The sequence below is a fragment of the Helicobacter trogontum genome, from assembly GCF_000765905.2.
Classification (GTDB): Bacteria; Campylobacterota; Campylobacteria; order Campylobacterales; family Helicobacteraceae; genus Helicobacter_A; species Helicobacter_A trogontum.
In genome coordinates this window covers 1-13,399 of sequence record NZ_JRPL02000034.1, presented here as the reverse complement: position 1 = coordinate 13,399, position 13,399 = coordinate 1, and the positions used below count along the sequence as shown (strand labels likewise).

The 13,399-nt window shown below is 33.7% G+C and carries 12 protein-coding genes and 1 pseudogene; 1 reads left to right on the top strand and 12 read right to left on the bottom strand.

Annotated features, from left to right (window positions below):
• A pseudogene (locus tag LS81_RS11370) lies at nt 1-821 on the top strand (hypothetical protein); the annotation flags it as partial.
• A gap of 514 nt (nt 822-1,335) precedes the next feature.
• Here LS81_RS11370 and LS81_RS09620 read toward each other — a convergent pair.
• The 12 genes from LS81_RS09620 to LS81_RS09565 form a co-directional block, all read right to left on the bottom strand.
• Nucleotides 1,336-1,839 (bottom strand): hypothetical protein, encoded by a 504-nt coding sequence (locus LS81_RS09620; RefSeq protein WP_034345779.1) that lies wholly within the window; start codon nt 1,837-1,839, stop codon nt 1,336-1,338.
• A gap of 340 nt (nt 1,840-2,179) precedes the next feature.
• Entirely contained in the window at nt 2,180-4,171 is a 1,992-nt protein-coding gene (gene acs, locus LS81_RS09615) for an acetate--CoA ligase (protein WP_034345777.1), read from the bottom strand.
• A gap of 477 nt (nt 4,172-4,648) precedes the next feature.
• Complete coding sequence (lpxC, locus tag LS81_RS09610) at nt 4,649-5,548, bottom strand: UDP-3-O-acyl-N-acetylglucosamine deacetylase (RefSeq protein ID WP_034345775.1); 900 nt, start codon at nt 5,546-5,548, stop codon at nt 4,649-4,651.
• Between the two features lie 11 nt (nt 5,549-5,559).
• Nucleotides 5,560-6,408 (bottom strand): hypothetical protein, encoded by an 849-nt coding sequence (locus LS81_RS09605; protein WP_034345773.1) that lies wholly within the window; start codon nt 6,406-6,408, stop codon nt 5,560-5,562.
• Complete coding sequence (gene fabD / locus LS81_RS09600) at nt 6,408-7,328, bottom strand: ACP S-malonyltransferase (RefSeq protein WP_034345768.1); 921 nt, start codon at nt 7,326-7,328, stop codon at nt 6,408-6,410. The genes LS81_RS09605 and fabD overlap by 1 nt, the downstream gene beginning before the upstream one ends.
• 228 nt (nt 7,329-7,556) lie before the next feature.
• On the bottom strand, nt 7,557-8,831 hold the full coding sequence (locus LS81_RS09595; protein WP_034345765.1) for a cytochrome-c peroxidase: 1,275 nt from the start codon (nt 8,829-8,831) through the stop codon (nt 7,557-7,559).
• A complete protein-coding gene (thiE, locus tag LS81_RS09590) occupies nt 8,828-9,499 on the bottom strand; it encodes a thiamine phosphate synthase (protein WP_034345762.1) in 672 nt (223 codons plus the stop codon). Before thiE ends, LS81_RS09595 begins: the two co-directional genes overlap by 4 nt.
• Entirely contained in the window at nt 9,496-10,440 is a 945-nt protein-coding gene (locus tag LS81_RS09585) for a hypothetical protein (protein WP_104696579.1), read from the bottom strand. The genes thiE and LS81_RS09585 overlap by 4 nt, the downstream gene beginning before the upstream one ends.
• Nucleotides 10,441-10,455: 15 nt before the next feature.
• Nucleotides 10,456-10,716 carry a hypothetical protein gene (locus tag LS81_RS09580; protein WP_034346667.1) on the bottom strand — a complete coding sequence of 87 codons (261 nt, stop codon included), beginning with the start codon at nt 10,714-10,716 and terminating at the stop codon, nt 10,456-10,458.
• A gap of 99 nt (nt 10,717-10,815) precedes the next feature.
• Nucleotides 10,816-11,505 carry a lysozyme inhibitor LprI family protein gene (locus tag LS81_RS12110; protein ID WP_233715970.1) on the bottom strand — a complete coding sequence of 230 codons (690 nt, stop codon included), beginning with the start codon at nt 11,503-11,505 and terminating at the stop codon, nt 10,816-10,818.
• 58 nt (nt 11,506-11,563) lie between these two features.
• Nucleotides 11,564-12,589 (bottom strand): lysozyme inhibitor LprI family protein, encoded by a 1,026-nt coding sequence (locus LS81_RS09570; protein WP_138069908.1) that lies wholly within the window; start codon nt 12,587-12,589, stop codon nt 11,564-11,566.
• Nucleotides 12,590-12,609: 20 nt separating this feature from the next.
• A partial coding sequence (locus LS81_RS09565) for a bacteriophage T4 gp5 trimerisation domain-containing protein (RefSeq protein ID WP_138069907.1) occupies nt 12,610-13,399 on the bottom strand: 790 nt, incomplete at its 5' end.

Here is a 13,399-nt window from a genome sequence, read left to right as displayed (position 1 = left end):
GATTTATCAAAAAGTTACAACGCTTTGGGATAAAAGCTAGTTATTCAGATGGATTATTAGTTATCACAGAACAGCTGAAAAGATTTCTTGGGTTTAAATATAACCAAGAATATAGGGTAGGATTAAAAGTAGAACTTAGGACTATACAAGAAAATGGATCATTGCTAAAGACTTATAAGCTATATTTTATAGAAATAGATTCTTTATACGTCAATGCATATAACAATCTTATAGATAATTACCACTTTCATAGAGAAAAAAGGCAAGGTGTAGATATAGGATTGCCAACTCATCATATAGAAACTGATAGTGATAATAATCCAAACAACAAGGAAAAGAGTCTTGTTCAGAATCTAGGGGAAGATATAGAAGGTAAACACTATTATCTTAATATTGGCATAGATATAGATGATATGGATAGTCATTCTATCAAAAACTCTGTGGTTATCTTGTATTTTTATGATTATCTTTTAGACTTGGAGGCAAATAGAGAAAAACTCTCAAATCGTATTAAGGACTTAGAATCTAAACCACAAGATCCTGCTACCTTAAATTACATAGGATACAAGGCTGCTAAAAACAAAGGCAAATACCAGCTTATCACGGCTTTATTTAATGACTTTATGCAATGGAATGACAATTCCCTAAGGGAAGTGAATGAAGTAGTCTTGAGTGAAGTTAAAAACAAATACAAAGAGCAAAAAAAGAACGATAAAAATACATCAAATCCGCCAGAAAAGATATTTTCTCTTGTATATCTTTTAAATGAAGTGAGTTATATAGCAAGGTTTAAAGATAGCAAGGATATAAAAAATACTTAGCCTATAAAAAACCACCTCAATAACTCAAAAATAGTTACAAATACAAGCATAAAATAACAACATTAAGACTTTTATAATCCCTTGCATACAAGTATCTAAAAGGTTATTTAAAAGCAAAAATTTCTACACTAGATTCTGTTCAATAATTTTGTGTGTGGTTGTCCAATATATTAAAAATTCTAAAGCTACACATACAAACTAAGATTCTGAATGTTTGGCTTTAAATAACATATCATTAAACCATATTTTTAAATTTAGCTAAATAAAACTTATTATTTGCCAATACGCAATCCATAAAACACTAAGTAAGCTTGACTAGGTAATTATATAATCCAAAACTCCATAATAATATTGCGAGTAAAATTGTGATTTCCCAAAGAATACAGAAAAATACATTGAAGTATACTAAAAGTGTGAGAACTACGCCTACCGACAGGCCCATTCTCTACCTTAATCGTGTAAGCAATCGTTTATAGTCATTGCAATACATAATTACAATGATTAACAATTCAAACTAAAAGAAGCCGCGGAATCCAACCTGTATCCTACCAAACCCTTGCATAACGCCTAAAGTATCTCCACTGAGACCTCCACCAGCTTCAACAAACACGCTTGCATGTTCACCTGCATAAATATCAGCTCCACCACCTACAAAACCTTCCCATGCAAATGGTGATCTAAACATATCTTTTTGTCCCTGCATGATAAGCCCAAAACTACCGCTAACAAAGCCATATAGCCTAGCCACACCAGAATCTCTTGGACCACCAAATGTTATTTTTTCCTGCAACAATAAACGTGGGCTTGCATTTTCTGCTGCATAAGTCAATATACTTATATAATTGCGGATACTAAGACCTTTTTGCAACAATGGAAATCCCACCTCAAAGCCACCTCCTGTACTCTTATTGTCGATAGCAACCACGCCGCCGATAGAAAAACCATCCTTTGCTATACCCATATTAACGAAACACAACAACGCACCCATACACCAGATGCTTTTACATGTTTTTTTCATACAGAATCCTTTTTAAAAATACGATCAAAAATAAGGCTCTTAACATAAATGGGCGGTCTCTTCTAAATATCTTTAGCTAAAAGTTAATATTTCTAAAAAATAATAACCAAGCAAAAGTTGATAAATACTGGACTGATCTCACAAGTCTTTAAAACCATAACCCAAAACTAATATGCTAACACAAAGTAATACGTCAACATGCTCACAAAAGTATTTCAGCCTTAAACAAAATACCTTCAATCTGCGTTCTACAACAATATTATTAATATAGTATGCGATATACCACTGGTTTCACGTTGCTGTATTTCTTGCAATATCAAGCATTACAAAATTATCCAAACTATTCTGCATTTTTTGCAATTTGTACTATTTTTTCCACAATATGTGAATCTTCTAATGTGCTCACATCTTGTGTAACTGCCTCATTTCTAGCAATTGCCTTTAGAATTCTACGCATAATCTTACCGCTTCTAGTTTTTGGTAGCCCTGGCACGAATAAAGCTGCCCCAAGCTTTGCAATATTGCCTATTTCTTTGCTTAAAATGCGATTGATTTCTTTCATAATCTCAAGCTCTTCAGCAGCATTATCGACCACACCCTCATGTAACACGATATAGGCAAATAAGCTCTCTCCTGTGATAGAATCCAACCTACTTACACATGCACTCTCTGCAACACTTGGGTGCTTTGCGATAGCAGCCTCAATCTCTGCAGTGCCAATCCTATGCCCACTAACATTGACAACATCATCAGTTCTTCCTGTGATGGTAATGTAGCCTTTTGCATCAATAATCGCCCCATCACCAGAAAAATATACTGGCTTACCATCTTTTTTAACTTGCTTAAAATAACTATCAATATACCTGTCTGGATCCCCCCAGATACCGCGAATCATTGATGGCCATGGCTTTGTAATGCAAAGCAATCCTTGTTCTCCAGGTGCTGCCTTTGTGCCATCTTCATGTAAAACTTCTGCAATAATTCCAGGTAATGGCAAAGTAGCACAACCAGGACGGATAGGTGTTGCACCTGGTAATGGTGTAATCATATTGCCACCTGTTTCTGTTTGCCACCACGTATCCACAATGGGGCATCGACTGCCACCAATTTCCTCATAAAACCATTTCCACGCAGTAGGATTAATAGGCTCACCAACCGTACCTAAAACCTTTAAGGAACTTAAATCATAATTTCTTGGTTCATGCTCTGCATGCGAATGTAACATACGAATGGCAGTTGGAGAAGTGTAAAATTTATCTACCATGTATTCCTCTATCATTTGCCACCATCGCCCATAATTTGGATATGCAAGTGTGCCCTCATAGATAATAGTTGTAGCCCCACATGCTAAAGGACCATAAATCAAATAAGTGTGTCCTGTAATCCAACCAACATCAGCAGTACACCAGAAATTATCAGAATCTTTAATATCAAAAACCCACTCCATAGTCATTTGGGCATAGAGAATATAGCCAGCACTACTATGTTGTACACCCTTTGGCTTACCTGTGCTGCCACTTGTATAGAGTAAAAATAGTGGATCTTCAGAATCCATTGGCTCTGGCGTAAATATACTTTTCTCATGTGCTACCATCTCATTATATGAGTAATCCCTCCCTCTCACATAATTTATATCACAATCATTACGTGTTACAACAAGCACCTTCTTTACACTTGGACATGCATCATTTTCCAAAGCCTTATCTACCGCAGGTTTTAACATATAAGGCTTTCCTTTCCTAAAAGCACCATCTGCTGTAACAACAAGCTTTGCTTCTGCATCTTGGATTCTATCTCTTAATGCTTCTGGACTAAATCCACCAAACACGACACTATGAATAGCCCCAATTCTAGCACACGCAAGCATTATGATAGCAACTTCTGGTATCATAGGCATATAGAGCACAACTCTATCGCCTTTTTTAATATCAAAGTGATTTTTCAATAAATTTGCAGTTTTATTTACTTCTGTATAAAGTTTGCGATAAGTGATGACCTTATAATCACCCATTTCACCCTCAAAAATGATGGCAACTTTATTTTTCTTTGTTTTCAAATGCCTGTCAATACATTGATAAGAAACATTTAGTTTGCCACCCTCAAACCATCTATAAAAGGGTGCATTATCATCATTTAAAACACGATCAAAATCTTTAAACCAGTGAATCTTTTCTCTAGCTTGTTTCGCCCAAAAACCCTCATAATCAGATTCTGCATCATAGCAGAGCTCTTCATATTCACACATATTTTTAATCCGTGCTTGTTTAGCAAACTCTCGGTTTGGCTTAAATATTTGCGTTGCAAACACCTTATCTTCATCAACATTTTGCATCCTATTCTCCTTCTCTGTGTTTCTTATTAACACTTGGTTAATTTAATATAATCTCAATTTCAAAAAAATGCAACTTAATTGATAATGAAAAGGAAGTAAAAGTAATCTATTGTTACTTTTATACCCATCAATCTCACAACATAATACAAAAAAATGTATCAATTATTCCAAAAAATACTAATGTTTATAATCTTTAAGACGCTAGACGCTTATTTTAAATCACGCATGATATTTATGTATCATAAAATCACAATCCAAACAGATTCTACTCTTTAACACATGGATCAATTCACATTGAGCTGTATGATCTAAATATACATAAACACTAACACTATGAACACTATGAGCTATAACACTAAACTCTACAAATTAAATAAAAACTAGGGGGCTTTCATGTATCATACACCCAACGCACTTTCCACACAAAAGATAGTGCAGCAATAGATATAAATGAGGTAATGCTTTGTGGTTGAAACACTAAGCCTTAATTTTTGCAGGAACAAATGCTTTTTGTGTAGCTTTTGCTGTTACTTGTAAATCTACAATACTATATGCATGAGCAGAGCTTAGAAGTTTTTTTGTTAAAAAATGATTAAGCTTGTGACTACCCGCAAAAGAGATATATCCACCAATGACTGGCATACCAAGCAAAGACATATCACCGATTGCATCTAGTATTTTATGTCTCACAAACTCATCTTTATACCGCAAACCTTCACTATTCATAATCCCTTTCTCATCAAGCACAATACAATTATCAAAGCTACCACCAAGCCCCAATCCCATCGCACGAAGCTGATTTACCTCTTGTAAAAAACCAAAAGTCCTAGCCCTTGCGATCTCTTCTTTATATTTCTGTGTGCTAAATTCAAACTTATAACTTTGCTCTCTTATAGCCTGGTGTGGAAATTTAATAGTAAAATCAAAAGTGATAGAATCGCTTGGTTCAAGTCGCACAAACTTACCACCCTCTTCTACCTCAACAATTTCTTTAATCTCAATAGCCTTTTTAGGCTTATCTAATTCCTGCACACCTGCTTCTTCCAATAACATACAAAATCCTATGCTCGACCCATCCATAATAGGCACTTCCTCATTATCGAGTATGATGCGAATATTATCAATACCATAAGCATGGATAGCTGATAGCAAATGCTCTATTGTAGAGATCTTAGCTCCATTTCTGCCAATAACTGTTGCCATAGTAGTATCAATGACATTCTCTATCTTAAGTGGTATGCTAACTCCCATATCACTACGATAAAAGACAATACCACTATCACTTGGTAGCGGCTCTAATATCATTTTCACAGGCACACCCTTATGTAGTCCAATACCTACAAGCTCTACTTTTTTTGTTATTGTTCGCTGTTTCATGTTTTATCCTTTCATAGAAGCTCGCATAGAGATATCTCGCCATGTTCTATGGTAAGCATTTTTAGTTTTTTACTGCTTTTTACCATTTCAAGCATTTTTCCTTCCAAAATGATATTTTGCAAAGAAATTCTACCCATGTCAAATTCTCCAATAATAATATAATCGCCAAAACATTCTAATACTCCATGACATCTACCATAAATATGTAAATTTCCACTGCTTTTTATCAATGCTCCTTCGTGTATATCTCTAATAAAAGCAGCATGAGATTCTAAAATTATTTCCTCACCACTACGAATGGTGCGTCTAAAGGTTACCATAGGCATAGTTTCTTTATTGTTGGGTAGGTTTTTTTGCACCACATTATCTTTTTGTGATTTGATATTATATTGTGCAATCTTAGAATCAGATATAAAATCTTCTGGGATATTACCTATGGTAACATTATCTAAAGAATTGGTATCTAAATCTTTTTGATTTAAATCTTCTTCTTCACTATTATTGATAACAACATGTGCTAAATCATTAGAATCCAAAGTGATTTTAATCTTTTTTATTGCAGCATTTTGCATACCTTCATTATGCAGTGATCCTTGCATCACACTTTGTTTTTGAACAGAAGGATTTATTGTGAGTTGTTTTACCTTGCCTTGTTGTAGTATCTTTTGATTCTCAATCTTAAAGGGCATAGCCCCCAAACCACATAAAAATTCGCGTATTTCTGGCGTAATATCATCATGAAATGCAAGTAACCTATCTCGCATAAAATCTGCATTATATTGAATGTAAGCAAGAATCTCATCAAACGAGCCTTTTTCAAACTCAAACACGCAAAGGTGTCTCTGTCGCATTTTTACCATTATAACGACCCAAGCTGCCGCAAAGACTGCACTGAATTGATACTTATTGTAGGTATATCACTAATCTTATTATTAAGCCCTGCAAGCACACTGCCATTACCAAATTCTATAAATTGCGTGATACCAAGCTCTTTTGCTCTTCGCACACATTGGTGATACAAGACAGGCTTTATGAGCTGCTGCGTCAGATTCTGCAAAGCCTCTTCTTTTGTATTATAAATATCAAGGTTTGCATTTGAGATAATATCTACTTGAGTATTTGTAATGCTTTTATTTAGAAGTTCTTGAAAAGGCGGTATAGAATCTTGTAATAGTGGACAGTGACTTGCTACACTCATTTTGAGTAAAAGTGTGCGTTTTGCCCCAGCTTCTTTTAAAGTAGTACTAAGAGCTTCCAAATCATCTTTGATCCCAGCCAATACAACCTGCCCCTCCATGTTGTAATTTGCCGCCCAAACCTGCAGTGAAGAATCCTGAGCTTTCTTGCAAATATCTTCTAACACATTTGTAGCAAGTCCTAGACATACCATCATGCCAACCGCCCTACCCTTGCATGCTTCTGCCATGAATTGCCCTCTTTTATGCGTTAGATATATAGAATCTGCAAAGTTTGCACCACCATTTAGACAATATGCACTCACCTCACCCAAAGAATGCCCAAAGGCAAGTGTTGCTTGTATTCCATATTCCTCTACCGCAATACGATGCGCCATTGCACTCACAAGAAAGATGGCGGGTTGGGTATATTGTGTTTCATTCAGCTTTGTCTCATCTTCATAGAGTATCTTTGCCATATCCTGACCTAGCGTATCACTTGCTTCTTGTAAAAGCTCCTTTGCAACAGGAAAATTATCAACAAAGTCCCTACCCATGCCTTGTGTTTGTGAACCTTGTCCAGGATAAATAAAAGCATATTTCATGTACTGCTCCTTTCACTAATAAATTCATCTCAATCAATCGTAATTTTATAGCAAAATGACTGCCAATAATCAAAGCGTTAAGTATAACATCATTTTGCAAAGTTACACATTACAACGCTTGTTTTACTTTCTGATTGTAGGCCTATTTAATTCTACATGTTCCACTTTAATCGCTTTGCTGAATATAAAAACCAGTAATATAGCTTGCCTTCTAGCTATGAAAGTAGGCTACAATGTAAGCAAAAATGCTTCTAAAGCTTCCATCTCTTCTTTATTGAGTTTTAGGGGTTGTATGAGTTCTGAAGTCTTTGGCACTGCTTTGCTAGTTTGTCTTATTGTTTGTGTGGGAAACCCTGCATTATACATATGTATGACACCTTGCAATGTAGGAAATATACCATTGTGCATATAGGGTGCACTTTTTGAAACTGCAATGAGTGATGGGGTTTTAAAAGCACCCAAATCTTTTTCATCTTTTGTTACCTCATATCGCCCCAAATCCTCTAGTTTCCTGCCATAAAAGCTCAAGCCAATGTTATGAAATTTTCCATCACTTAATGCCACTCCATAATGGCAATTCATACATCGCCCCTTTGTGCGAAATATATGTAACCCATAGATTTCTTGATTGCTTAAAACTTTATAGTCTCCATTTAAGAAACGATTAAACCTAGTATTCTTAGGCACAATACTGCGTTCATAAGTTGCAATAGCTTTTGCTATATTTTCTTGTGTGATGAGTTTTTTTGCTGCTAATATCTGTTCTTTTGTTAAAGCCTGACTTTGTAGTATAGAATCTAGATTTTTATTTTGTCGATCCGCCTTTAATAAATCCAATAAGATTCTATCAAATTCCTTTCTCCTTACTGCTTCATCTTTAGATTGTATCCTTAAGATTTCATATTGACTTTCACTCACTCCAAAAGCCAACAGAAATAAGGGATAATATTCTTGCGTTTTTGCAATATAATTTTGCATAGCTACGAGTTCATGAGCCATTTCAATGGGGTTTACAATAGGCATAAGAGCTTGAGATTCTAAGCCTTTAGCACGTCCATCCCAAAATAATTCATCAAAAAAGCCACTCATCATAATATTTGGTGCATTGCGTTTTCCTCTTTGTCTATCATGCCCAAAGCTCGTCCTTACAGAATCACCAAAAGCTAATTCTGGATTATGACAACTTGCACATGCGATCTGTCCTGATTTTGAAAGTTTTGGTTCAAAAAAAAGTTTTTTACCAAGCAACATTTTTGCTTCTGTATATGGATTTTCTTTGGTATCTCTTGCAATCTTAGGTAAAGCTTGCATTTCTTCATAATAGATTCCATTATCTATGTTTGGTTTTTCCCATTCATTCACTGGACGCGCATATTTGCTTCTATATTCGCTATATTGATTCATCTCCTCTGTATGCGTATATACAACACCTTGCAATGATATGATATTCATCAGCACATATACACCAATAAAACCTGCAAAAATATATGTAAGCTTTTTCATTGCACTCCTTTAGATTGCCATGCGGCTATAAGGCTTTTTGCGTTAGAAGTTATATATTCATAATCTTTTATACATGCTATGTCATTACAGGGTGATGCCAGATTCCATAGACTTGAAATGACTGCGATCATATCGCATTCTTGCAAAGAAGATGCATTATTCACGCAAATACCACCAATCCCACATATTGGAATCTCTAACTCATATTTAGCCTTTGTTAAAACACTTAATGGACATGGTGTAGCATTTTCTTTCGTAGGTGAGCGAAAGAGTGCGCCAAAAGCCACATAATCTACTCCGACTTTCTCATAGCTTTGTGCCAACTCCACACTATCATAACAACTCACGCCTATAATTCCCCCAAAAGATTTCCTGATATTTGAGAGCAATGAAACTTCATCTCTACCTAAATGCAGCCCACTTACTCCGAGCTTTATTGCAAGTTCATATCTATCATTTAACACAAAAAGCACATTATTTTCATTACATATCGCCTGCAATTCTCCTACAAGCCCAGCAATTTCATTATCTTTAGAATCTTTATCTCTATACTGAAATATTTTTAAGCCACCATAAATTGCCATTTGTAGCTGCTTGATTAATGTTGCATGCGGTGTTAGCCTTGTATCACTTATGCCATAAAGTCCTTGCAATTTTACATCTCTCATATTATTTTTCCACGATCTTTAGAATCTAAAATCATTGATTGATGTGAGCCCTGCAGTAATACTACATCTATATTACTTTCATCTTTCAATCTAGCATATAAAATTTCAGATTTTTCTGTATCAATTGTACTCATATCAAGCTTTGCTCCCTCAAATACTACTATGCTTATAAATGTATTGTTTGGTTGCTTTATGGTATAAGTGTCAATATTTTGATGTGATTGTGTATTTGGTTTAAGGCAGATAATAAGCAGTGGAGTAAAATCCCTTGTATCATTTCTATTAGATAAAGCAACATTTAGATTCTCACAATCTTTAATTTCTTTAAGAACATAAATATTGTTTAATGTATATTCTAATACAGCACCTTTGGCAAATGTTTGGTTGATGTAGGTTAGGTAGGGGTGGAGGATGGTGGTGATATTATTGATAGGTTTTTTGGTGAGTTGTGAGATAATATTAGTAATATTACTTTTGCTTATGTTGTTAACTTTATTCGCCGAATTAAATCTTATAAAATCTAAATCATTTTCATACCAAAGCACTAATTCTAACAATATATCTTTTTTATTGTGAGGGGTATAACTCTTAATATTTTCATTGTATTTATACTTCCTATAACTAATGGTTTCTTTCCTTATATTTAAGTGAGAAAATATGTCAAATATAAGACTTATTTTATTGATATTTGGATTAGATAGATAAATATCTGCTTCATCTGAACTTCTAGTAACATATCCCAAATAAGTATTAATATTTATTTTATATCGTCTAATAAACCAAGACAAAAATCTCGAATTATTCTTAATAGCTTTAATTAATCCATTGTTTTCAATGCCTTTTCCTAGATAACGCATAGATAGCAATGAAGCTCTTTCTCTACTATAAGGTAAATAATTTGTTGTTATATTGGAAAGTCTCTTTTCATATATTGGAATCATATTTTCTAAAACTTCTTAAACTTGTTCTTGTGTAAGAGAAAAATTAAATACTTTATTTTGCAAATAGCCTCTTACTATCTTTGGGTCTGTAAAACCTGTCTTATTGACTCTATATTTTTCTATGATACCATAAAAAGTTAATTCCTCATTTCCTATTTCTAATTTCTTGGAATCATCTGCTAAATAATCTAGTAAAAAATCTTTTGATTGTCCATCGCATTTTAGCAAATCAAGTCCATAACCAATGGTTACATTTTTTTGCAATATGTATAGCATTTTCTTGTTTATAATTTAGATTTTCAAAGGCAATAAGAAGTCTTGTGCATTCTTTTTATAATCATTTTCATTTAATTCTTTAATATCATAAAGCATTGATTATTCCTTATGATATAAGCTATTTATACTAATTTCTGTCCCAGCTCCACAGCCCATATAGCAATCTTTGGGTTTTTGCTCTGTGATTAAAATCCCGTTTTTATTAAGCTCTAAGTTCAATCTGCATTTTTCTTCCCCATCATAATACGCAATGGCTTTATTGTTATTTTTGATTTTGAGCTTCATTGCAACTTCTTCGCAGATATGCATATCATTAAACTCACTTTTATTTAGGATAGCCTCATATTTGATTTCGCAAATATTATTTGTATCGCATTTTTGTATTTTAAACCATCCAAAATAAAGATTTTGTTGCAATTCATAAGTCCCAAGCCACACATTGCCTGTGTGTGCTGTGTAATTTTGCAATTCTCCACCTCTATTTTGCAAAAGCTCTTTTACACATTCTTTAGATTCGCATTGATGTAGGGTTTGAAGCCATAATCGTTGCGATGTTAAAAGCTTATTTTGCTCATTTTTGTTTAGATTCTGTCTTAGTTTTTTATACGCCTTTGCCATATATCTATCAAGATTCTGCAACTGCCCGCTTTCATCACTACATATTATCTTTTCTACTTTTGTAGTTGCTTTAGCACAATCAAAGCTAGGTTTAGCTTCTTTTTGGGATTGTGCATTAATATGAATACTTAGCATTAAGAAAAATCCTAAAACTACTAAAAACTTTTGCATAAGAACTCCTTTAATTTATTCCGTATTTTTTGTTGTTTCAAACATCAATTATTTCCTTTTAATAAGTACATTTTAGCTCTCTTTTATTACCTTCTAAGAGATAAATGCGTGTTTCTGGATAAGTAGAATTCTCATCAAAATTAAATCTACCACTCCAAAGAGTAATATAATTTTTGCCTTGAAATTCCATAACTCCATAAGTTAAATAGCTTAATATAGGAAACTCAGAACTTCTTAGTATTCCTGAAACTTTATTACTTGGCAGAGCATATGTAGTAAGTGCCATGCAAGGCACCTCATATTCCATACAAACTTTTTCTTCAGTTTTTGCTCCACTAAAATGTAAATCATCTCCATAGATTTTACCACTTGCTTTTGCATCTAGCTTACCATTTTTATATATCCAAAGTGCACTAAAATATTGCCCTTGTGAAAGAATTACATTATCTAATACCCCATCATTATTAATATCAATTTTTCTTTTAAAAACAAAAGGAAATGCATAATCAAATTCTTTTTCTTTGACAGCTTTTGCCATTGCTTCTTTTATGACCTCTTTTTTTTCTGTGCAATACCAAGAATAAACGCTATATCTATTATTTGCTCCAAAAGCACAAAAACCTATACTAAAAGGAGGATTGACAGAGGGGGGAACTTCTTGCCATTTATTCTCATCAAATTGATCTTTTCTTGCATATTCACATAATTCTTTATTATTAGAATCTAGCACTTCTCCTAGAAGTTTAAGTAGTTGTGTAATGCGTTCTTCATAAGCACCTGTTATAGAATTAACCTTATCCAAATTTTTAATAAAAGCTCTTTGTGAATCTAAAAGATCTTTTAGTCTTTTTTCTTTATCAGGAAACTTAGAGATTTTTAACTCTTTTCTTAATTGTGTATAGACTTCAGCCATATAGCGATCTAAATTTTTTAACTCCTCACTTTCATCACTACATATTATCTTTTCTACCTTGCTTTTTGCCTTAGCACAATCAAAGCTAGGTTTAGCTTCTTTTGGGGATTGTGCATTAGCACTAATGGCTAACATTAAACACAATCCTAAAACTATTAAAAACTTTTGCATAAGAACTCCTTTAATTTATTTTACTCTGCTTTAAGCTCTCCACCTTTAACTACAAGTCCATTGGAATCTATAATGACTTCAACTCCACCAGCTTTTATTATAACAGAGTCTCCCTTAGCAATGATTTGGGTATCGCCTACTTGGTGAGTTATTTGATTGCCAGCATTGATATTATAATCAGATTCAAATAGTTGTTCTGTATTATTTGCACTTATAGATAGTTGCTCTTTGCTTTGGATATGTGTATTTGTGTTTGAAAAAATATCAATAGCTCCAGTGCTTGTTAGTGTATGATTAGATTCTGTGTTAATATTTACATCCTTACTCACTCTTATATCTAGGCTTCCCTCCACCACCTCACTTTTATTTCCTTTTATATTCCTATTTTCATCTTTAGCTACGGTAGTGTTTTGATTAGCTCCAACCTCCACACTCCTATCTCCCCCAACAACCTCACTACTATCATTAGCCACTCTTAGTTTATTACTAGCTCCTATGTTTAGAGTATGAGATAATCCTACTATGGTATCTTTACTTAGTGCTACATTAGTAAGATATTCTCCTCCAACTCTTACATCTTTTAAACCTAATATTTCTTGCTTATGATATTTAGTAATAGATTCTGTGTAACTTCCTTTTACTTTAGAATCTTTATTGTTGTGTATGGTTTGAGAGAAATTATGTTTTATATATTCATTATAGTCTTTTTGCGCTCTTACATAGATTTCTTCATTATCTTTTATATTTGATAGGGTAAGTTCATTATAACCTTGTTCAATGGTGTTTGCTGTGTTTGAATGCTCTGTTTGT

Coding starts and splice junctions, on each gene's coding strand:
- LS81_RS09605 (WP_034345773.1), bottom strand. CDS start 6,408: ATGGTAAAAATGCGACAGAGACACCTTTGCGTGTTTGAGTTTGAAAAA.
- LS81_RS09580 (WP_034346667.1), bottom strand. CDS start 10,716: ATGCTATACATATTGCAAAAAAATGTAACCATTGGTTATGGACTTGAT.
- thiE (WP_034345762.1), bottom strand. CDS start 9,499: ATGAGAGATGTAAAATTGCAAGGACTTTATGGCATAAGTGATACAAGG.
- acs (WP_034345777.1), bottom strand. CDS start 4,171: ATGCAAAATGTTGATGAAGATAAGGTGTTTGCAACGCAAATATTTAAG.
- LS81_RS09595 (WP_034345765.1), bottom strand. CDS start 8,831: ATGAAAAAGCTTACATATATTTTTGCAGGTTTTATTGGTGTATATGTG.
- LS81_RS09570 (WP_138069908.1), bottom strand. CDS start 12,589: ATGCAAAAGTTTTTAATAGTTTTAGGATTGTGTTTAATGTTAGCCATT.
- LS81_RS09620 (WP_034345779.1), bottom strand. CDS start 1,839: ATGAAAAAAACATGTAAAAGCATCTGGTGTATGGGTGCGTTGTTGTGT.
- LS81_RS09585 (WP_104696579.1), bottom strand. CDS start 10,440: ATGATTCCAATATATGAAAAGAGACTTTCCAATATAACAACAAATTAT.
- LS81_RS12110 (WP_233715970.1), bottom strand. CDS start 11,505: ATGCAAAAGTTTTTAGTAGTTTTAGGATTTTTCTTAATGCTAAGTATT.
- fabD (WP_034345768.1), bottom strand. CDS start 7,328: ATGAAATATGCTTTTATTTATCCTGGACAAGGTTCACAAACACAAGGC.
- lpxC (WP_034345775.1), bottom strand. CDS start 5,548: ATGAAACAGCGAACAATAACAAAAAAAGTAGAGCTTGTAGGTATTGGA.